Here is a 19,905-nt window from a genome sequence, read left to right as displayed (position 1 = left end):
GGGTAGCATCTTTGTGCAAGAGCCCCTTGCGCTATTGCGCCAGGGGCTTCGTCTATTCCGGGGCAGCCGGTTCGACGGTTGGGGTATCGGGCGTACGACACACGTGCGCCCCCTGACCTTGGACATGCCCCGCCCGGAAGGGGTGTACGCCTGTGCCCGCACTTGTGCTGCTCGGTGCTCAGTGGGGTGACGAGGGCAAGGGAAAGGCCACCGACCTCCTCGGTGGATCCGTGGATTACGTGGTGCGCTACCAGGGCGGCAACAATGCCGGCCACACGGTCGTCGTAGGCGACCAGAAGTACGCGCTCCACCTCCTCCCTTCCGGAATCCTGACGCCGGAGTGCACTCCGGTCATCGGGAACGGAGTCGTCGTCGACCCGTCGGTCCTGTTCTCCGAGCTGAACGGACTCAACGAGCGCGGCGTCGACACGTCCAAGCTCATGATCAGCGGCAACGCCCACCTGATCACCTCGTACAACGTGACCGTCGACAAGGTCACCGAGCGCTTCCTCGGCAAGCGCAAGATCGGCACGACCGGCCGCGGTATCGGCCCGACGTACGCCGACAAGATCAACCGCACCGGCATCCGCATCCAGGACCTCTACGACGAGTCGATCCTGGTCCAGAAGGTTGAAGCGGCGCTCGAGGTCAAGAACCAGCTGCTCACCAAGCTCTACAACCGCCGCGCCATCGAGGCCGGTCAGGTCGTCGAGGAGCTGCTGACCTTCGCGGACCGGCTGAAGCCGTACGTCGCGGACACGACGCTGATCCTGAACAACGCGCTCGACGACGGCAAGGTCGTCCTCTTCGAGGGCGGCCAGGGCACGCTGCTCGACATCGACCACGGCACGTACCCCTTCGTCACGTCGTCCAACCCGACCGCCGGCGGCGCCTGCACCGGCACCGGTGTCGGGCCGACGAAGATCTCCCGGGTCATCGGCATCCTCAAGGCCTACACAACGCGTGTGGGCGCGGGACCGTTCCCGACCGAGCTGTTCGACGAGGACGGCGAGGCGCTGCGCCGCATCGGTGGCGAGCGCGGTGTCACCACCGGGCGCGACCGCCGCTGCGGCTGGTTCGACGCGCCGATCGCGCGGTACGCGACGCGCGTCAACGGTCTGACGGACTTCTTCCTCACCAAGCTGGACGTGCTGACCGGCTGGGAGGAGATCCCGGTCTGCGTGGCGTACGAGATCGACGGCAAGCGCGTCGAGGAACTCCCGTACAGCCAGACCGACTTCCACCACGCGAAGCCGATCTACGAGACCCTGCCGGGCTGGTCGGAGGACATCACGAAGGCCAAGACCTTCGCGGACCTCCCGAAGAACGCGCAGAGCTACGTGAAGGCGCTCGAGGAGATGTCGGGTGCGCCGATCTCCGCGATCGGTGTCGGGCCCGGCCGTACCGAGACGATCGAGATCAACTCGTTCATCTAGTACGGGCATCTGGTAGGCAGTGCTGTGTGCGCCCCCGTCGGCTCCGGCCGGCGGGGGCGCGCTGCGTTCAGCCTGTTTTTGTGTACGTGAGCTGGTCGCCGCTGGTCGTGGTCTGGCGGCGCAGGGTGCCGTCGGGGAGCAGGGTCAGCTCGGTGGGGTCGCCCGGGTGGCAGGACGAGATCGGGTCGCCGCTGACCACCTCGGACGGGCCGATCTGTACGGGGCCTCCGGCGGGTGGGGCCGAGGCCAGTGCTGCCCGGAAGACGCAGTGGTAGGCGTAGCTGCCGCCCGGTCCGTCGGCGGTGAGCGAGAGCACCGTGTCGCCGACGCCGCCCTGCCGGATCGTGAGCGTACGGGGGTTGTGGCCGGTGTCGTTGTCGATGGCGCCGGACCAGGTGCCCAGGTAGGCGGCGGGGATGGCGCCGCCCGCCGCGTCGACGGTCGGGGTGGGGGTCGGAGTCGGGGTGGGCGTGGGGGACGCGGTGGCGTCCGGGCCCGTGCTGCCCTGGGGTTTCGCGTCCGTGGTCGCGGACTGGGAGGCCGCGGTGTTCTCCGGCGGGGCGGAGTCGCCGGTGTTCATGATCGCGTAGACCGAGCCGCCCGCGCCGAGCGCGACGACCAGGGCGACGGCGATCAGCACGGCGGTGGTGCGGCCGCTGCGGGGCGGGGGCTGGGGTGGTCCGGGCGGCGGGGTGTAGTAGGCGTAGCCCGGCTGCGGATAGCCGTACCCCGGAGGAGGTGTGGGCGGTGGTGTGGGGGCCGCGACCACCGTGGGGAGATGGTGGAGTTCGGCGGTGGCGCCGCCGGGGTTCTCGATGTCCAGTAACTGCACCGCGTGGCTGCCCAGTTGGGCGACGAGGGCGCCGGGCAGCCAGGGTTCGGTGGTCTCCGGGCCGATCCGCTGCAGGATCGCGGAGAGGGAGGGGCGGGCGGCCGGCTCCTTGCGCAGGCAGTCCGTGACCAGGTCGCGGAGCGACTCGGGGAGGCCTTCCAGGTCCGGTGGTTCCTGCGCGATACGGAACATCAGCGCGTGCACACCGCTCTCGGACGTCCCGAACGGGAGCCGTCCCGTGGCCGCGTACGCCAGGACCGAGCCCAGGCAGAAGATGTCGCAGGCGGGGGTCACCGGATCGCCCCGTACCTGCTCGGGGGCCATGAAGCCGGGGGAGCCGACCAGGGCTCCGGTGCGGGTCAGGCCGCCGTCGGTCGCCGACTCCAGGGCGCGCGCTATGCCGAAGTCGATGACGCGGGGGCCGTCGATGGTGATCAGGACGTTCGACGGCTTGAGGTCGCGGTGGATGATTCCGGCCGCGTGGATGTCCTGCAGGGCGCGGGCGAGTCCGGCCGCGAGGGTGCGGACCGAGCGCTCGGGGAGGGGGCCGTGGTCGCCGGAGACGACGGACTCCAGGCTGGGCCCGGCGACGTACCCCGTGGCGACCCAGGGCACGGGGGCCTCGGTGTCGGCGTCGAGGACGGGGGCCGTCCAGTGACCGCCGACTTGTCGTGCGGCCTGCACTTCGCGGCGGAACCGGCCGCGGAACTCGTCCTGTTCGGCGAGTTCGTGCCGGACGAGCTTCACGGCGACGGTCCGCCCGCGGTCCGAGCGGGCCAGATAGACCCGCCCCATCCCGCCTGCCCCGAGCCGGGCCAACAGCCGGTAGGCGCCGATGCGTTGCGGGTCTTGTGGGCTCAACTTCTCCATGGCCGGACCGACCTCCCCCGTACAAGCCCGTACATGCCTGATGTATAGGGAGGATAGTGCGCGAGTGCGACGGAAGGGTCCGGGTCCGTCGGCTGTTCCGTAACGGGGGCGGGGCTGCAGCGGCAGGGGCGACACCATGCCGAACTCCGCCCCGTACTCCATACAACGTGGCCATGTGCGCCCCCACCTGCGCCGATCTACCCTGGCGCGCATGACCCCTCAGATCGATCCCCAGGCCGGCGCGGCCGTGAAGGCCGCCGACCGTGCGCATGTGTTCCACTCCTGGTCCGCGCAGGAGCTCATCGACCCGCTCGCCGTCGCCGGCGCCGAGGGATCGTACTTCTGGGACTACGAGGGCAACCGGTACCTCGACTTCACCAGTGGCCTCGTCTACACCAACATCGGCTACCAGCACCCCAAGGTCGTCGCCGCGATCCAGGAGCAGGCGGCGAAGATGACGACCTTCGCGCCCGCCTTCGCCATCGAGTCGCGCTCCGAGGCCGCACGCCTCATCGCCGAGCGCACCCCGGGCGACCTCGACAAGATCTTCTTCACCAACGCCGGCGCCGACGCCGTCGAGCACGCCGTCCGCATGGCCCGTCTGCACACGGGCCGGGCCAAGGTCATGTCCGCCTACCGCTCGTACCACGGCGGCACCCAGCAGGCCATCAACCTCACCGGGGACCCCCGCCGCTGGGCCTCCGACACCGGTTCCGCGGGTGTCGTCCGTTTCTGGGCGCCCTTCCTCTACCGCACGCCCTTCCACTCCGAGACCGAGCAGCAGGAGTGCGAGCGCGCGCTGCAGCACCTCGAAGACACCATCGCGTTCGAGGGCCCGGCGACCATCGCCGCGATCATCCTGGAGACGATCCCCGGCACCGCCGGCATCATGACGCCACCGCCCGGCTATCTCGCCGGTGTCCGCGCCCTCTGCGACCGCTACGGCATCGTCTTCATCCTCGACGAGGTCATGGCCGGGTTCGGGCGCACCGGCAAGTGGTTCGCCGCCGAGCACTTCGACGTCGTCCCCGACCTGCTGACCTTCGCCAAGGGCGTCAACTCCGGTTACGTGCCGCTCGGTGGCGTCGCCATCTCCGCCGCCGTCGCCGACACCTTCGCCACCCGGCCCTACCCGGGCGGACTGACCTACTCCGGTCACCCCCTCGCCTGCGCCGCCGCCGTCGCGACGATCACCGCCATGGAGGAGGAGGACGTCGTCGGGCAGGCCGCACGCCTCGGCTCCGACATCCTCGCCCCCGCCCTCGCGGAGCTCGCCGCCCGCCACCCCTCGGTCGGCGAAGTGCGCGGCACGGGTGCGTTCTGGGCGCTGGAGCTCGTACGGAACAGGGAGACGCGCGAGCCGCTCGTCCCGTACAACGCGACCGGCGAGGCAGCCGCCCCCATGGCCGCCTTCGCCGCCGCCGCCAAGAAGAACGGCCTCTGGCCCTTCGTCAACATGAACCGCACCCACGTCGTCCCGCCGTGCAACATCACCGAGGCCGAGGCCAAGGAAGGTCTGGCCGCTCTCGACGAGGCACTCACCGTCGCGGACGACCACACTGTGTAACAGCGTGTAATGGTTCTTCGTGAGGCTGCGGACCCCGCCGTAAGGTGTCCGCAGCCATACGGAGGGGAAACGACCATGCCCGCGAGCGGAGCGGTGACCCGCAGCACCCTGCGGCAACAGATCGCGGATGCGCTGCGTGACGAAGTGCTTGCGGGCCGTTTGCAGCCGGGCGAGGAATTCACCGTCAAACAGATCGCCGAGCAGTACGGGGTCTCCGCGACGCCCGTCCGCGAGGCGCTGGTCGATCTCTCCGCGCAGGGGCTGCTCGACTCGGACCAGCACAAGGGCTTCAAGGTCCACGAGTTCTCGGTCGACGACTACCGCGGCATGGTCGAGGCGCGCTCGCTCGTCGTCGACGGCATCTTCCGCAAGCTGGTCTTCCGCGGCAGCCACCACGCCGCCCTGGTCTCCGTACGGCGCAGGGCCGAGGAGGCCGCACGGGCGGCCCGCGGCGGTGACCTGGCCATACTCATCGGGTACGACCTGCGGTACTGGCGCGAGCTGGGCGCCCTCACCGGCAACACCTACATCGCCGAGTTCCTGAACCGGCTGCGCGTGCAGGGCTGGGTCTTCGCCGTGCCGCACCTGCGCGACCTGCGCGAGGACGAGATCTGCGAAGCGCTGTGGAGCGGGCACGAGGAGCTCGCGGACGCGCTGATGCGCGGGGACCGCGCGGGGGCGTACGCCGTGATCGAGGAGTACAACGCGCACGGGCTGCGCTGGGCGGACGGGCTGAAGCCGTGACCACAGAACTTTCGGTAGTCGTCCCCGCGTACAACGAGGAGGGGCGGCTGGAGCCGACCCTGGACGCGATCTCCTCGTATCTGCAGGGGAGTTGGGAGCTGATCGTCGTCGACGACGGCTCCACGGACGGTACGGCGCGGATCGCCCGCGAGGCCGCGGTGCGCGATCCGCGCATCCGCCTGGTCAGCAGCGACGGCAACCGCGGCAAGGGCCATGCGCTGCGGATCGGTGTGCAGGCCTCGCGCGGCGAGCGCGTGCTGATAACCGACGCCGACCTGGCCACCCCCATCGGCGAGCTCGACGGTCTGGTCAAGGAGCTGGAGGCGGGCGGGAACGCGGCGGCGATCGGCTCGCGCGCGCACCCCGAGTCGAACGTCGAGGTGCACCAGGTGCGGCTCAGGGAGTGGCTCGGGCGGCTCGGCAACGGCCTGATAAGAGCGGTCGCCGTGCCCGGCATCCGCGACACCCAGTGCGGTTTCAAGCTCTTCGAGGGCGAGAAGGCCAGGGAGGCCTTCGCGGACGCGCGGCTCGACGGCTGGGCGATCGACGTGGAGATCCTGCAGTACTTCCGGCGCCAGGGCTGGCCGGTCGCCGAGGTCCCGGTGCGCTGGTCGCACCAGGAGGGCTCCAAGGTCGGGCCGCTGGCCTACGTCGGGGTGCTCGCCGAGCTGGTGAAGCTGAAGGCGCGGGCTGTGCGGCGGATCGATCTCGCCGTCTGCGGGCTGTTCCTGCTCGGGTCGGTGCTGCTGTACAAGAACCTGTGGACGGATCTCGACCACGGCTATCTGCGCGACTCGCTGCAGGACCAGAACCAGTGGGAGTGGTTCTTCGGCGTCACCGCGCACAACGTCTCGCATCTGCAGAATCCGCTGTTCACGACCTTCCAGGGCTTTCCCGACGGCGTGAATCTGATGGGCAACACCCCGATGCTGGGGCTGTCCGTGCCGCTGACCCCGGTGACGCTGCTCTTCGGGCCGACGGTCACCTGGGCGCTGGTGCTCACCCTCGGGATCACCGCGACGGCCGTGTCCTGGTACTGGCTGTTCGCGCGCCGTCTCGTACGCAACCGATGGGCGGCGGCGGTCGGGGCGGGCCTCGCGGCCTTCGCGCCGCCGATGATCTCGCACGGGAACGCGCACCCCAACTTCATGGTCCTGTTCATGATCCCAGTGATCATCGACCGGGCGCTGCGGCTGTGTGAAGGCAAGCGCGTCGTCCGGGACGGGGTGCTGCTCGGGCTCTTCACCACGTACCAGCTCTTCCTCGGCGAGGAGCCGTTCCTGCTGGCCGCCGTGGGGATGCTGCTCTTCGCGGTCGCGTACGCGCTGGCCGACCGCGACGTCGCGCGGGCGGCGGTGCGGCCGCTGCTGAAGGGGCTGGGGATCGCCGCCGCGACGGCGCTGCCGCTCGTCGCGTACCCCCTGTACTGGCAGTTCTTCGGGGCGCAGAGCTACCACAGCGTGCTGCACGGCGACGGGGCCGGCAACAGCCCCCTGTCGCTGCTCCAGTTCTCCGGGCGCTCGCTGGCGGGCACGGACAAGACCGCCGACACGCTCGCCCTCAACCGCACCGAGCAGAACGCCTTCTACGGCTGGCCGCTGGTGGCCCTCGCCTTCGCGATCACCGTGCGGATGTGGCGGCACGCGGTGGTGAAGGCGTTCGCGTTCACGGCGCTGGTGGCCGCGGTGCTCTCGCTGGGCGTCAAGATCCGGATTCCGTACACCGACTTCACCTTCACCGGGCCCTGGAGGGCCCTCGCGCATCAGCCGCTCTTCGAGTCGGTGATCGAGGGGCGGGTCGCGATGATCTGCGCCCCCGCGCTCGGTGGGCTGCTCGCGCTGGCGGTGGACCGGCTGGTGGTGGCCAAGGTGCCGGCGTACAAGGTGGTCGGGCTGTTCGCGGTGGCCGCGGTGCTGCTGCCGGTGCTCCCGACGTCGTATCCCGTACGGGACCGGGAGCCGGTGCCGTACTTCTATGCCCACAGCCTGTGGAAGAAGTACACGACCCACGGCGAATCGGTGGTCCCGGTGCCGCTCCCCGACCCCGGCAGCGCGGAGTCGCTGCACTGGCAGGCGGAGACGGGCTTCGGCTTCTCGCAGCCCGGCGGGTACTTCAACGGGCCCTGGGGCAAGGACCGCATGGGCATCTACGGGGCCTCGCCGCGCTTCACCTCGAACCTGCTGAGCGACGTGCGCTACGGCGGCGAGGCCAAGATCCCCACGATCGGGCCCAACTGGCAGGCGCAGGCGCGGGCCGATCTGGCGTTCTGGAAGGCGGGTGTCGTGGTCCTGACACCGCAGTACAACGAGGCGGCGCTGTACACCACCGTGTCGAAGCTTCTGGGGAGCCCGGGGGAGCGCGTCGGGGGCGCGTGGGTATGGGACGTACGCGAACTCCACTGACCGGCGGTCTTCGCGGAACGTGCCCGTAGCACTACGCTGTCCCGACCATCGCACGAACCCGTTCGAGAGCGAGCCTCCCTTGGCCTGTGACCTGTGGCTGGTCCCCCTCGTCGATGTGCTGTGCCACAGCCCCGACAACCCCTTCGCCGAAGAAATCGCCGTCTACGACAAGGCACTTGGCGAGGCCGGACTCCCGTCCGTGCCCGTCTTCGCCTATATGCCGGGGCTCTCCGGGGACGTCGCCCCGGTGGCCGGATTCGACTACGACGCGCTGCACTTCCTGCGGCGGGCCTACCTGTTGAAGATCTGCGGCCTGGAGGTCACGCCGGTCGACGAACTCGGCGGCGACTACGAACAGCTCCTGGAGATGTTCGAGTCGACGGCGCAGCAGTCGCATCTGGTCTGGCACTACGACCACGCGGGCGCGTACGTCCCCGTGGACTTCCCGAGTCCCCTCGCCAACGACGAACTGCTCGCGGGCGGCGGCCCTCTGGGCTCGGCGCAGGGTCTGCTGCGGGAGCTGGAGTTCATGGCGGAGTCGATCGGCATCGACGCGGCCAACCCGCCGTCCCCGCCGACGCCCCCGTCCCGGCCGACGTCCCTGGAGGAGCCGGCGGGTCCGCTGCCGTACGACGAGAGCCCGTTCGCACGGGAGCGGCACGTGTGGCTGGGCCTGCATGCGGCAGCCACGCGGAGCCTTGCCCAGGGCTCGATGATCATCTTTAGCTGAAGCGGGGGTCCGGGGGCCGCAGCCTCCGGACCCGGCTCAGCGCGGCGACTCCGGTGGTCTCTGCCGGGGCATGTTGGGCCGCGTCCCCGGCGGCATCGGATAGCGCGGCGCCGCACCCCCCTCCGCCCGGAACCCACCCGCCCCCAGCGACTGCGTCACCAGCGGCGCGGGCCCCGCACGGAACTCCACCATCCAGTCCGTCGTCTCCGACCGCACCAGATCCGTCACGTCCTCCGAGAACCTCCGCAGCACACCCAGGCACCGCTCCGCCGCCTCGCTCGCCGTCCCCTCCGTCGGCCCGAGCACTTCTCGTACGCTCTCCGTCGCCCAGTCGAACTGCAGCGCCTGCAGCCGCCGTTGGACGGCCTGCGCCGTGGCCACGTCCCTCATCCACCCGGCCGTCAGCCCGAACCACCGGTCGCACGCCAGGCACGCCGCCCCCGCGAGCAGCGCCAGATATCCCCAGCCGACCACCCCGTCCACGGCCCCGGCCACGTCGAGCAGCGGCAGTGCGGCCCCCGCGAAGGCCCCCACCGCGGCCCCCGTCCGCAGCCCCCGCGCCCCGCGCCGCTTCCACAAGCGGTCGGACAGGTACCACTCGGAGGTCCGCAGCGCCCCCGCCTCGACCCAGCGGTACAGCTCGTCGAGCCGCTCGGCGGGCTCCCCCCAGTCGCCCAGCGGAAACGGCCGCCCGGCCAGATCCGCGTCATGCGCGGAATCCGCGGTCCCCGGGGCCCCCGCCGCGTCCTCGTGGTGATCGGGCTGCTGCATCTCCGGCTGGCTCACCCGGCCGCTCCCTCCGTGACGTACGGTGCGCGCGTGCGTACTGATGCGCATGCCCTTCCTACCGCCGAATGGTGGGCCATGGCACCAATATGCTGCTATGTCCACCCGCAAGTGCCCTGTGGTCAGGTATAAGAGCCCGTCGCTCCCCCGGGGCCCTCACCCGAAAGAGTTGGTCCTTACGGTGGAGGGCGGGCCCTGCGCCGACCACGTAGGCTCGTTGCACCGTCAGTACGTCGTCGAAATGGATGGAGTCGCCTGTGATTCCCGGTGGTGGCCAGCCCAATATGCAGCAGCTCCTCCAGCAGGCCCAGAAGATGCAGCAGGACCTCGCAGCGGCCCAGGAAGAGCTGGCGCGGACCGAGGTCGACGGCCAGGCGGGAGGCGGTCTCGTGAAGGCGACGGTGACCGGATCCGGTGAGCTGCGTGCGCTCGCGATCGACCCCAAGGCGGTCGACCCGGACGACACCGAGACGCTCGCGGACCTGATCGTGGCCGCGGTCCAGGCGGCCAACGAGAACGCCCAGCAACTCCAGCAGCAGAAGCTCGGCCCGCTCGCGCAGGGCCTGGGCGGTATGCCGGGGCTCCCCTTCTAAGCCGCCCGGCGACCAACTACCGTACGAACACGCACACTTCATCTCTCCGCGAAAGGCGCTCCGTTGTACGAAGGCGTGGTCCAGGACCTCATCGACGAGTTGGGCAGGCTGCCCGGCGTCGGTCCCAAGAGCGCGCAGCGGATCGCCTTCCACATCCTGCAGGCCGAGCCCACCGACGTCCGCCGCCTCGCGCACGCGCTGCTCGAGGTGAAGGACAAGGTCCGCTTCTGCGCGATCTGCGGGAACGTGGCGCAGCAGGAGCACTGCAACATCTGCCGCGACACCCGCCGCGACCTCACGGTCATCTGCGTGGTCGAGGAGCCGAAGGACGTCGTGGCGATCGAGCGGACCCGTGAGTTCCGCGGCCGCTACCACGTCCTTGGCGGCGCGATCAGTCCGATCGAGGGCGTCGGCCCGGACGATCTCCGCATCCGCGAGCTGCTCACACGCCTCGCGGACGGCACGGTCACCGAGCTGATCCTGGCGACCGACCCGAACCTGGAGGGCGAGGCCACGGCGACGTACCTCGCCCGCATGATCAAGCCGATGGGTCTCAGGGTGACCCGGCTGGCGAGCGGACTCCCGGTCGGTGGCGACCTGGAGTACGCGGACGAGGTGACACTGGGCCGTGCCTTCGAGGGCCGGCGGCTGTTGGATGTCTGATGGGATTCCTGAAGACTGAGACCAGGACGTACGACGACGGAGGCCGATCTCACCATGTCTGACGCAACGCTCAACGCCGTCAAGGAAGACCCGGACGACTTCGCGGTGCAGATCGCCGACCAGATCGAGTCGTTCATCCTCGCCGTCACGGCCGTCTCCAAGGGCGACGACCCGGACAGCGCGGTCCCGTACCTCCTCCTGGAGGTCTCCCAACTCTGCCTGGCCGGCGGCCGCCTGGGCGCGCACGAGGACATCCTCCCGGCGGACCGGTACGAGCCGGACCTGGGCCCGGAGCCCGACGTGGACGACCTGCGCGAGCGCTTCGCCGCGCTCCTGGAGCCCATCGACGTCTACTCCGAGGTCTTCGACCCGTACGAGCCGCGCAAGGCCCCCGTCGCCTGCCGCATCTCCGACGACTTGGCCGACCTCGTCACGGACCTGCGCCACGGTCTGGCGCACTACACGGCGGGCCGCACGACCGAAGCCATGTGGTGGTGGCAGTTCTCGTACTTCTCCAACTGGGGCTCCACCGCCTCCGCCTGCCTGCGCGCCCTGCAGTCCCTGGTCGCCCACGTCCGCCTCGACCAGCCCCTCGCGGAGCTGGACGGCCTGGACACGGACGAGGACCTGAGCGAGGACGCCCTGGCGGAACAGGCCGGTCAGGTCATGGCGGAGGAGATCGCGGGACCGCTGGGCCTGCGGACGGTCTGACCCCGGCGGGCGGCTAGTTGCCGCGGTGGGCGAGCCACCACTGGCCGATGGTGTGGAACTTCTGCTCGAAGTGGCTGTCCGGGGACAGGAATCCGTGCAGGGGCGCGCGCAGCCTGGTGCGCCGGCCGTGCAGGTCCGTGATCACCACGGTCTTGACCCCCATGCGGGCCTCGATGTTGATGCCCCGGATGTCGGAGAGCGGGATGGTCCGGCGGCGGATGCTGTGGACCAGGACCTCCGTCGGCGTGAGGGTGACACCGGCCCAGAGGTTCAGGGGGAGCGCGGCCAGGAATACGACGGGGATCAGCACGAGCAGCACTTCGCGCATCGTTCTGCCGAAGCCGTCGTCGTGCTCCGTCAGCAGGAGCAGGAGCTGCGACCCGAAGACGACGAGGGCGGGCAGCATCGGCAGCAGGATCTGCTGAGGGGTCGGCCTGAAGCGGATCCGCTCCTCGGTTCTGCCCATGACGTCGCCGTACCCGTACCCGTAGCCGCCGTACCCTGCCATGTCCCCACCCCTGAGATCCGTGCGCCGAGACCTTGATTATCGAGCCGCGGCCGACGTCCGGACCGTGTGAGCCGGGCCACTTTCCGCGTGCATCGATCATCGGTGGGCAAGTGAAGTCCTGGAGCGGGCAAGCGTTTCGCACCACCACCTGTTGATCACGTCGTGAGCGGGACATCTCACGATGTGATATCGGCAGGGCGGAACCTGCCCGCTCGTTAGACTGAGCCGACCGCAGTAGAAACGAGCGAGGAGCGCACGTGGGCCTTGTCGTGCAGAAGTACGGAGGCTCCTCCGTAGCCGATGCCGAGGGCATCAAGCGGGTTGCCAAGAGGATCGTCGACGCCAAGAAGAACGGCCATCAGGTCGTTGTCGTGGTGTCCGCGATGGGTGACACGACGGATGAGTTGATCGATCTCGCCGAGCAGGTATCGCCGATCCCTGCCGGGCGTGAGTTCGACATGCTGCTGACCGCCGGAGAGCGGATCTCGATGGCCCTGCTGGCCATGGCGATCAAAAACCTGGGCCACGAGGCCCAGTCGTTCACGGGCAGTCAGGCCGGTGTCATCACCGACTCGGTCCACAACAAAGCCCGGATCATCGACGTCACGCCGGGGCGGATTCGTACCGCTCTCGACGAGGGCAACATCGCCATCGTCGCCGGGTTCCAGGGTGTCAGCCAGGACAAGAAGGACATCACCACGCTCGGTCGCGGTGGGTCCGACACCACGGCCGTGGCGCTCGCCGCCGCGCTCGACGCCGAGGTCTGCGAGATCTACACCGACGTGGACGGGGTCTTCACCGCCGATCCGCGCGTGGTGAAGAAGGCGCAGAAGATCGACTGGATCGCCTTCGAGGACATGCTGGAGCTCGCCGCCTCGGGCTCCAAGGTGCTGCTCCACCGGTGTGTGGAGTACGCCCGCCGTTACAACATTCCGATCCACGTCCGGTCGTCCTTCTCCGGACTGCAGGGCACGTGGGTCAGCAACGAACCGCGAGGGGATCAGCAGGTGGAGCACGCCATCATTTCCGGAGTCGCCCACGACGTCTCCGAGGCGAAGGTCACGGTCGTCGGTGTGCCCGACAAGCCGGGCGAGGCCGCGGCGATCTTCCGCACCATCGCGGACGCGCAGATCAACCTCGACATGGTCGTGCAGAACGTGTCCGCCGCCTCCACCGGGCTGACGGACATCTCCTTCACCCTCCCGAAGTCCGAGGGCCGCAAGGCGATCGACGCACTCGAGAAGTCCAAGCCCGTCATCGGCTTCGACTCGCTCCGTTACGACGACCAGATCGCCAAGATCTCGCTGGTCGGCGCGGGGATGAAGACCAACCCGGGGGTGACGGCCACCTTCTTCGAGGCGCTGTCCGACGCGGGCGTCAACATCGAGCTCATCTCCACCTCCGAGATCCGCATCTCGGTCGTGACGCGCGCCGACGACGTCAACGAGGCCGTGCGCGCCGTGCACTCGGCGTTCGGGCTCGACAGCGACTCGGACGAGGCCGTGGTCTATGGAGGCACCGGGCGATGAGTTCGAAGCCGACGCTCGCGGTCGTCGGAGCGACCGGGGCCGTCGGTGAGGTTCTGCTCCAGATCCTGTCGCAGCACGCCGACGTCTGGGGCGAGATCAGGCTGATCGCCTCCCCGCGCACGGCAGGGCGCAAGCTCTCCGTGCGCGGCGAGGAGGTCGAAGTCCTCCCGCTGAGCGAGGAGGCACTGGAGGGCGTGCAGGTCGCGCTCTTCGCGGTTCCCGACCCCGTCGCCGCCCAGTGGGCGCCGATCGCCGCCGCCAAGGGCGTTGTGGTGGTGGACAGTTCGGGCGTGTTCCGGATGGATCCGGACGTTCCGCTCGTTGTGCCCGAGGTCAATCCGCATGCCGTACGGATCAGGCCGCGCGGCATCGTTGCGTCCCCTCAGTGCACGACCCTGGCCATGATCGTGGCGGTGGGCGCGCTGCACGCCGAGTTCGGGCTGCACGAGCTGGTCGTCTCCACGTACCAGGCCGTGAGCGGCGAAGGGTGGGACGGCGTCGAGACGCTGCGCCGCCAGACGGCGCTCGTCGCCGGTACGAAGCTGGGGACGCACCCCGGTGACGTACGGCGGGCCGTGGGCGACGACACCGGCCCCTTCCCCGCGCCCGTCGCGTTCAACGTGGTGCCGTGGGCGGGCGAGGTCGGCGAGGACGGCTGGTCGAGCGAGGAGCTGCGGCTCCGCGGTGAAGTGCGGAAAGTCCTGGCCCTGCCGGACGTGCGCATCGCGGCGACCTGTGTACGGGTGCCCGTGATCACCGCCCACTCGCTCTCGGTGCACGCCCGTTTCGAGAACGAGGTCGCCGTCGCGCGGGCCAACGAGATCCTGGCGACCGCACCCGGCGTCGTGCTCTTCGACAACCCGGCGGCCGGCGACTTCCCGACCCCCGCCGACGTCGTGGGCACCGACCCGGCCTGGGTGGGTCGGGTGCGGAGGTCGCTGGACGATCCGTACGCCCTCGATCTCTTCCTCTGCGCCGACAACCTCCGCAAGGGGGCCGCGCTCAACGCCGCCCAGATCGCGGAGGCGGTGGCCGCGGAATTGACCGCGCCCTGACATCGCTTTTTTGTACGATCTGTGGACGACCTGTGAGCAAGACGCAGGTCTGAACCACTTGATCTGGGCCGCGTGCCTGTTACACGATTCACTTCCCGCTTATCTGCAACCGACAGACGGACGGGAAGCGTCTTTGCGGTCGCCCCTGCGCAAGATGCCGTGAAAATCGGGGCATTGGGGAAGTGCGGGTACGTATGTGGGCATGTGTCGCAGCGGCAGAATTGATGCCACACGCGTACAACCCTGACGGGGGGAAGCGTGTCCAACTGGCGTGGCAGAGGTTCTCGAATTTGCAGCGGTGGCGGCACCGCCCCTTCGTGGCGCGGTGGTACGCCCCCTTCGGCGACCCCGCACCTTCGGCGGTATGCCGGTGATCGCGCCCGTGCCGGCCGCACGGCCCACCCCGTCCGCCTCGTCCGTCACGGGCATACCGTCACAGCGCGAGGGCGCTGACGACATCATGGCCGCGGGTACCACCGTCGATCACCTCACCGAGACCTACCGCGCCCACTACCGGTCGCTGCTGGGTCTCGCCGCGCTGCTCCTGGACGACACCGCATCGTGCGAGGACGTCGTACAGGAGGCGTTCATCAGGGTGCACTCGGCGCGCAAGCGCGTCCGCGACCCCGAGAAGACCCTCGCCTACCTCCGCCAGACCGTCGTCAATCTGTCCCGGTCGGCGCTGCGCCGCCGCATCCTCGGTCTGAAGCTGCTCTCCAAACCGATGCCCGACATGGCATCGGCGGAGGAGGGCGCCTACGACCTGCTGGAGCGGGACGCGCTGAAGAAGGCCATGCGCGGCCTCCAGCGCCGTCAGCGCGAGGTTCTCGTCCTGCGGTACTTCGCCGACATGACCGAGGCGCAGGTCGCCGAGACGCTGGGGATATCCCTGGGCTCGGTGAAGGCGTACGGCTCCCGGGGCATCGCCGCGCTGCGGATCGCCATGGAGGCTCCGGCATGAGCCGATGGGATGCGGGGCAGGGGCACGGACGCGAGCACAAGTTCGTGAAGAACAACCAGGCTGGGAATGGAATGTCGAACGACGGGCCGGACAAGCTGTCCAGCGGTCTCGATACGGACGAGCTCGCGCTCCGCCGGATGATGCGCAGCGCCGTACAGGAGCTGGAGCCTTCCGAGGACGCGCTCGACCATCTGCGCCGGGCGGTTCCGGCGCGCAAGGCCCGTAAGCGGCAGGCGGTCGTCGGCGCGTGTGCTGCGGTCCTCCTGGCCGGTACGGCCGTTCCGGCGTTCATCCATGTCGCCAACGCGGGCAACGGGTCGCAGAACAGGCCCGCGACGGCCGGGCACCAACAGGCGCAGGGCGGCACCGGCGAGCAGACCGGCTCCCAGGACAGCGACCCCGGCGCCGACAGCCGGTCGGGGTCGGCCACCGACCCCGGCTCCGGCGACGGTACGAAGGGCACGGGCTCGGACCCCGCCACGGACCCGCAGGGCACCGTCGCCGGCGGTGGGGGAGCGGACCCGGCGGACAGCGCCGTGGCCAACCTGCCCGCCTGCGACCCGAACCAGCTGCGCGTCGTCGAGCAGAGTGCGGGCACGCCGGACGCGAGCGGCAAGGTCTACGGCACCTTCCGGATCTCCAACGACTCCGGCACCCAGTGCGCGGTGAGCGACGCGGGCAAGGTCGACTTCCACGTGGAGGGCGCCGCCGACCGGTCCAAGATCAAGGTCGTCGAGCACACCTCGGGCGACGCGGCGACCGGCCTGCCCGACCCCTCGCAGGAGACGGACGCCGTGGCGCTGGCGCCGGCGGCGACGTACGCGGTGAAGTTCGCCTGGGTCCCGACCGACACCTGCCCGGCCACCAACCCCTCCAGCGACCCCACGCCCACACCGACGGCGTCGCCGGGTACCGGTACGGACTCGGGCTCCACCAGCGGGGACTCGCTCCCGTCCGGCACCGACACCCAGCTGGGCACCGACGGCGGCACCTCGGACGGCAGCGTCGCCGTGGTGCACACGGCGGAGCCGGGGGCGCCGACCGCGGAGGCCACCATCCCCAACGCGTGCGCGGGGACGATCTACCGCACCGGGGTGCTGGACTCCTCGGCCTCGTAGATCCCGAGCTTCACGTCCCTGGCGGTCTCGGCCTCGCGCCGGATCAGCCGGAACCACATGAAGACGACGAACCCGGCGAAGACGAACCACTCGCCGGTGTACCCCAGGTTCTGGAACGCCTTCAGGTCGAGGCCCGTGTTCGGCGGGGCGGTCGCGGGGACCGCGGTGAGGCCCGGGGTCGCCTTGGGGAGGGTGATCCAGGCGTCGTAGACCTGGTACGGGACCAGGTTGACGAGGGATGCGGCGCTGATCATGCCGACCTGGCCGGAGGGCAGCCCGCCGTCGGTGTGCGCGCCGTCGGTCTCGGTGTTCTCGGAGGCCTGCAGCGAACCGGTCACCGTGACGTCGCCGGTGGGGGCGGCCGGGGCCTTCTTGCCGGTGGGCAGCCAGCCGCGGACGACGGGGAGGGCCTTGCCGCTGTCGGTGCGCAGGAGGCTCAGCACGTAGGAACCGCTGTGCCCGTCCAACTGCCGCCCCGGGACGAGGAACTGATCCCCGTACGTCCCGGTCGCCGTCGCCTGCCGCCCCGAGGTCTTGGTGTCGACGGGCAGCAGCGAGTCGAGCGGGGCGGAGGCCTGGGTGGCCGGGTCCGGGGCCTTCTCGGCGGCGGTGTGGGTGGCCACGCGGGCTTCGAATCGGCTCAGCTGCCAGGACCCCATGAAGATGCAGAAGGGGATGGCGAGGAGGACGAAGACGTTGATCCCCCACCAGCGGGGGGTCAGCAGGAACCGGTACACGCCTCCCACGGTACGGGGGCGCGGTGGGGCGGGGGCGAGCGGGTAGGCCCCCCGCCCCCGCACACCTACCCCAGGTGCCTCGCCGCGAAGTCCAGCTCGAGCCGGACCTGCTTGATGCGCTCCTCCACCACCAGCGACCCGTGGCCCGCGTCGTACCGGTACACCTCGTGCACCGCACCCCGCGCGGCCAGCCGCTCCACGTAGTTGTCGACCTGGCGGATCGGGCAGCGCGGGTCGTTCACCCCCGCCGAGATGTAGACCGGGGCGCGCACCGCGTCGACGTACGTCAGCGGGGACGACGCCTCGAAGCGCTCCGGGACCTCCTCCGGCGTTCCGCCGAGGAGCGTGCGGTCCATCGCCTTCAGGGCCTCCATCTCGTCGTGGTACGCCGTGACGTAGTCCGCGACCGGGACCGCCGCCAGGCCGACCGCCCAGGCGTCCGGCTGCGTACCGAGGCCGAGCAGGGTCAGATAGCCGCCCCAGGAGCCGCCGGAGAGGACGAGGCGGGCGGGGTCGGCGAGGCCGGAGGTGACCGCCCATTCCCGTACGGCCTCGATGTCCTCCAGCTCGATCAGGCCGACGCGGTGCTTGAGGGCGTCCGTCCACTCCCTTCCGTAACCGGTCGAGCCGCGGTAGTTGACCCGTACGACCGCATACCCGTGGTCGACCCAGGCCGCGGGCCCGGACGCGAAGGCGTCGCTGTCGTGCCAGGTGGGGCCGCCGTGGATCTCGAAGACCGTGGGGTACGGGCCCTCGCCCTGCGGACGCTGTACGAGCGCGTGGATACGACCGCCGGGGCCCTCGACCCAGGCGTCCTCCACGGCCACCGAGGGCGGCGGCTTCATCCCCGGCGCATCGAGGACGACCGCGCCCGTGGTCGAGCGGACCACGGGCGGCTGCGCGGCCGACGACCAGAGGTACTCGACGGTGCCGTCGGGGCGGGCGGTCGCGCCCGAGACCGTCCCCGGCGGGGTCTCGACCCGCTCCAGGGCGCCGGACGCGAGGTCGTAGCGCCAGAGCTCGCTGCGCGCCTCGAAGCTGTGCGAGACGAGGAGGGCGGAGCCGTCCGGATACCACTCGGCGCCCACGTCGCCCGGCAGGTCGATGGCGAGGTCGGTCTGCGTGCCGGACGCCGTGTCCCAGACCATCGGCTCCCAGCGGCCGCGCCGCTGGTGCCCGACCAGGAGCCGGGTGTCGCCCGCGACGGGCGCGAACCCGAGGACGGCGAGCCCCAGTTCCTCGGTGCCGCCCCGGGTGTCGTCGAGCTCGGCGACCGTCGAGCCGTCGAGCTTCACGATGCGCAGGGCGGAGTGCATGGCGTCGCCGTGCTCGGTGTGCTCGACGGCGATCAGGTCCCCGTCGTGGGAGAGGTCGCCGACGCCCGCGGACTCGCGGTGCCGGTAGATCTCGGCGGGCTGTGCGTCCCCGGGCCGTACGACGTGGATCGTGGAGCCGTCGTCGTCGGTCGACCGGCCCACGACGGCGGTCCCGTCCCGGCCGAGCGCGAGGCCGCCGGGGTACGAGGGGTCGAGCCCGGGCACGGCGGGCTCGTCGGTGCCGCCGCCCGCGAAGGGCTGCCGCATCCAGACGCCGAACTCGTCGCCGTCGGTGTCGCTGAACCACCAGATGGACTCGCCGTCGGGGGAGAGGATCCCGTCGGTGGTCCCGTTGGGCCGGTCGGTGGCCTGCCGCTGCTCGCCGGTGGCGCGGTCCCAGGCGTAGAGCTCGTAGGTCCCGGTGGCGTTGGACACGAACAGCGCGCGGTGCGGGGCGTCCTCGGCCCAGTCGGGGAGGTCCACGCGGGGCGCGCGGAAGCGCTTCTCCCAGTCGGGCATGTCTGGCATCTCAGCGGTCATGGACCCATTCTGCGCCGCGGGTACGACAACGGGGGCCGCGCCCCGGTGGAGCGCGGGAAGTCGTTGTCAGTGGGGCGGTGCAGACTCGGGGTATGACCTCATCGACCGTTCTGCGCAAGGCAGTCGAGACCTACTGGGCCGCGGCGGACGTCCGCGACTGGGAGACCTTCGGCACCACTCTGTCCGACGACGTCGTCTACGAACTCCCGCAGACCCGTGAGCGGATCCGCGGCCGTGAGCGGTATCTGCAGTTCAACCGGGAGTACCCGGGCGACTGGCGGGTCCGGATCGAGCGGATCGTCTCCGAGGGGGACCAGGTCGTGACCTGGCTTCTCGTCGAGACGGGGGTGGAGGCGGCGCATGCCGTCAGCTTCTTCACCGGGGACGCGGAGGGGCGCATAGCCGCCGTCACCGACTTCTGGCCCGAGCCGTACGAGCCGCCGGCCGGGCGTGAGCAGCTGGTGGAGCGCTACTGAGCGGGGCCGGCCTCCGGCATCCGTACGACCGCCGTGCCGCCGTCCAGGTCGACGGTCGTACGGTTCGGCGGTGCGCCGTCCTCCTCGTCGTCGCGCATCAGCAGCGAGCTCTGGCGCTCCTTGAGCTCCGCCACCTTGCCCGGTGAGAACGCGGCGTGCAGCTGCTCGAAGCCCGTGGCCGACACCGTCGACTGACGGTGGCCGCGGCCCCGGCCGGCCATGCGCAGGAACTGGTCGGCGAAGGCGACCGCGGTCAGCAGGATGACCAGTCCGGGGAGGGTCAGGAAGATGACGAATTCCATGCGGCCAGTCTCACACTATTCTTTGTGCA

At 70.4% G+C, this 19,905-nt stretch carries 19 protein-coding genes; 13 read left to right on the top strand and 6 right to left on the bottom strand.

Annotated elements, in window-relative coordinates; all coding sequences use genetic code 11:
- The first annotated feature begins 152 nt into the window (after positions 1-152).
- Entirely contained in the window at positions 153-1,436 is a 1,284-nt protein-coding gene (locus tag OG707_RS18225; protein WP_329119530.1) for an adenylosuccinate synthase, read from the top strand.
- A 67-nt stretch (positions 1,437-1,503) separates the two neighbouring features.
- Here OG707_RS18225 and OG707_RS18220 read toward each other — a convergent pair whose 3' ends face one another.
- On the bottom strand, positions 1,504-3,138 hold the full coding sequence (locus OG707_RS18220) for a serine/threonine-protein kinase (protein ID WP_329119528.1): 1,635 nt from the start codon (positions 3,136-3,138) through the stop codon (positions 1,504-1,506).
- A gap of 211 nt (positions 3,139-3,349) precedes the next feature.
- On the opposite strand from OG707_RS18220, the gene OG707_RS18215 reads away from it, so the two are divergent.
- The 4 genes from OG707_RS18215 (at position 3,350) to OG707_RS18200 (ending at position 8,581) form a co-directional block, all read left to right on the top strand.
- Positions 3,350-4,705: an aspartate aminotransferase family protein gene (locus OG707_RS18215; protein WP_329119526.1), complete on the top strand. Its 1,356-nt coding sequence runs from the start codon at positions 3,350-3,352 to the stop codon at positions 4,703-4,705.
- Positions 4,706-4,780: 75 nt separating this feature from the next.
- Positions 4,781-5,449: a GntR family transcriptional regulator gene (locus OG707_RS18210; protein WP_329119524.1), complete on the top strand. Its 669-nt coding sequence runs from the start codon at positions 4,781-4,783 to the stop codon at positions 5,447-5,449.
- Positions 5,446-7,851: a dolichyl-phosphate beta-glucosyltransferase gene (locus OG707_RS18205; protein WP_329119522.1), complete on the top strand. Its 2,406-nt coding sequence runs from the start codon at positions 5,446-5,448 to the stop codon at positions 7,849-7,851. The genes OG707_RS18210 and OG707_RS18205 overlap by 4 nt, the downstream gene beginning before the upstream one ends.
- 79 nt (positions 7,852-7,930) lie before the next feature.
- A complete protein-coding gene (locus OG707_RS18200) occupies positions 7,931-8,581 on the top strand; it encodes a hypothetical protein (protein WP_329119520.1) in 651 nt (216 codons plus the stop codon).
- Between the two features lie 36 nt (positions 8,582-8,617).
- On the opposite strand, the gene OG707_RS18195 is transcribed toward OG707_RS18200, so the two are convergent.
- Positions 8,618-9,367, bottom strand: coding sequence for an SLATT domain-containing protein (locus OG707_RS18195; RefSeq protein ID WP_329119518.1), 750 nt, complete (start codon positions 9,365-9,367; stop codon positions 8,618-8,620).
- 257 nt (positions 9,368-9,624) lie between these two features.
- On the opposite strand from OG707_RS18195, the gene OG707_RS18190 reads away from it, so the two are divergent.
- From OG707_RS18190 to OG707_RS18180, 3 genes are all read left to right on the top strand, one after another.
- Positions 9,625-9,960 (top strand): YbaB/EbfC family nucleoid-associated protein, encoded by a 336-nt coding sequence (locus OG707_RS18190; protein WP_329119516.1) that lies wholly within the window; start codon positions 9,625-9,627, stop codon positions 9,958-9,960.
- A gap of 63 nt (positions 9,961-10,023) precedes the next feature.
- Positions 10,024-10,623 (top strand): recombination mediator RecR, encoded by a 600-nt coding sequence (gene recR / locus OG707_RS18185; protein ID WP_329119514.1) that lies wholly within the window; start codon positions 10,024-10,026, stop codon positions 10,621-10,623.
- 54 nt (positions 10,624-10,677) lie between these two features.
- The gene (locus OG707_RS18180; protein WP_329119512.1) at positions 10,678-11,334 is read left to right on the top strand and encodes a DUF5063 domain-containing protein; all 657 of its coding nucleotides are present in this window, start codon (positions 10,678-10,680) and stop codon (positions 11,332-11,334) included.
- 13 nt (positions 11,335-11,347) lie between these two features.
- On the opposite strand, the gene OG707_RS18175 is transcribed toward OG707_RS18180, so the two are convergent.
- Positions 11,348-11,842: a hypothetical protein gene (locus tag OG707_RS18175; RefSeq protein WP_329119509.1), complete on the bottom strand. Its 495-nt coding sequence runs from the start codon at positions 11,840-11,842 to the stop codon at positions 11,348-11,350.
- A 257-nt stretch (positions 11,843-12,099) separates the two neighbouring features.
- On the opposite strand from OG707_RS18175, the gene OG707_RS18170 reads away from it, so the two are divergent.
- The 4 genes from OG707_RS18170 (at position 12,100) to OG707_RS18155 (ending at position 16,505) form a co-directional block, all read left to right on the top strand.
- A complete protein-coding gene (locus OG707_RS18170; protein ID WP_329119507.1) occupies positions 12,100-13,371 on the top strand; it encodes an aspartate kinase in 1,272 nt (423 codons plus the stop codon).
- Positions 13,368-14,426, top strand: a complete 1,059-nt coding sequence (locus OG707_RS18165; RefSeq protein ID WP_329119504.1) for an aspartate-semialdehyde dehydrogenase — start codon at positions 13,368-13,370, stop codon at positions 14,424-14,426. The genes OG707_RS18170 and OG707_RS18165 overlap by 4 nt, the downstream gene beginning before the upstream one ends.
- Before the next feature lie 271 nt (positions 14,427-14,697).
- The gene (locus OG707_RS18160) at positions 14,698-15,387 is read left to right on the top strand and encodes a SigE family RNA polymerase sigma factor (RefSeq protein WP_443071346.1); all 690 of its coding nucleotides are present in this window, start codon (positions 14,698-14,700) and stop codon (positions 15,385-15,387) included.
- A complete protein-coding gene (locus tag OG707_RS18155) occupies positions 15,384-16,505 on the top strand; it encodes a hypothetical protein (protein ID WP_329119502.1) in 1,122 nt (373 codons plus the stop codon). The genes OG707_RS18160 and OG707_RS18155 overlap by 4 nt, the downstream gene beginning before the upstream one ends.
- Here the strand turns inward: OG707_RS18155 and OG707_RS18150 are convergent.
- Together OG707_RS18150 and OG707_RS18145 are read right to left on the bottom strand one after the other, a co-directional pair.
- Positions 16,469-17,242, bottom strand: coding sequence for an SURF1 family protein (locus OG707_RS18150; protein ID WP_329119500.1), 774 nt, complete (start codon positions 17,240-17,242; stop codon positions 16,469-16,471). The two genes, OG707_RS18155 and OG707_RS18150, sit on opposite strands and share 37 nt — an antisense overlap.
- A gap of 65 nt (positions 17,243-17,307) precedes the next feature.
- Positions 17,308-19,098: a S9 family peptidase gene (locus OG707_RS18145; protein WP_329119498.1), complete on the bottom strand. Its 1,791-nt coding sequence runs from the start codon at positions 19,096-19,098 to the stop codon at positions 17,308-17,310.
- 92 nt (positions 19,099-19,190) lie between these two features.
- Between OG707_RS18145 and OG707_RS18140 the strand changes: the two genes are divergently transcribed.
- Positions 19,191-19,574 (top strand): nuclear transport factor 2 family protein, encoded by a 384-nt coding sequence (locus OG707_RS18140; RefSeq protein WP_329119496.1) that lies wholly within the window; start codon positions 19,191-19,193, stop codon positions 19,572-19,574.
- Here OG707_RS18140 and OG707_RS18135 read toward each other — a convergent pair.
- Positions 19,568-19,876 (bottom strand): DUF6191 domain-containing protein, encoded by a 309-nt coding sequence (locus OG707_RS18135; RefSeq protein ID WP_329119494.1) that lies wholly within the window; start codon positions 19,874-19,876, stop codon positions 19,568-19,570. The two genes, OG707_RS18140 and OG707_RS18135, sit on opposite strands and share 7 nt — an antisense overlap.
- Between the last annotated feature and the right edge of the window lie 29 nt (positions 19,877-19,905).

Source organism: Streptomyces sp. NBC_01465 (assembly GCF_036227325.1).
Lineage (GTDB): Bacteria > Actinomycetota > Actinomycetes > Streptomycetales > Streptomycetaceae > Streptomyces.
The sequence above is the reverse complement of the archived record's forward strand: the minus strand, read 5'-3'. Positions and strand labels throughout refer to the sequence as shown.

Bases quoted from the DNA above. Each gene is read 5' to 3' on its own strand.
- OG707_RS18165 (WP_329119504.1), top strand. From the start codon at position 13,368: ATGAGTTCGAAGCCGACGCTCGCGGTCGTCGGAGCGACCGGGGCCGTC.
- OG707_RS18145 (WP_329119498.1), bottom strand. From the start codon at position 19,098: ATGACCGCTGAGATGCCAGACATGCCCGACTGGGAGAAGCGCTTCCGC.
- OG707_RS18175 (WP_329119509.1), bottom strand. From the start codon at position 11,842: ATGGCAGGGTACGGCGGCTACGGGTACGGGTACGGCGACGTCATGGGC.
- OG707_RS18220 (WP_329119528.1), bottom strand. From the start codon at position 3,138: ATGGAGAAGTTGAGCCCACAAGACCCGCAACGCATCGGCGCCTACCGG.
- OG707_RS18155 (WP_329119502.1), top strand. From the start codon at position 15,384: ATGAGCCGATGGGATGCGGGGCAGGGGCACGGACGCGAGCACAAGTTC.
- OG707_RS18180 (WP_329119512.1), top strand. From the start codon at position 10,678: ATGTCTGACGCAACGCTCAACGCCGTCAAGGAAGACCCGGACGACTTC.
- OG707_RS18140 (WP_329119496.1), top strand. From the start codon at position 19,191: ATGACCTCATCGACCGTTCTGCGCAAGGCAGTCGAGACCTACTGGGCC.
- OG707_RS18210 (WP_329119524.1), top strand. From the start codon at position 4,781: ATGCCCGCGAGCGGAGCGGTGACCCGCAGCACCCTGCGGCAACAGATC.
- OG707_RS18215 (WP_329119526.1), top strand. From the start codon at position 3,350: ATGACCCCTCAGATCGATCCCCAGGCCGGCGCGGCCGTGAAGGCCGCC.
- OG707_RS18135 (WP_329119494.1), bottom strand. From the start codon at position 19,876: ATGGAATTCGTCATCTTCCTGACCCTCCCCGGACTGGTCATCCTGCTG.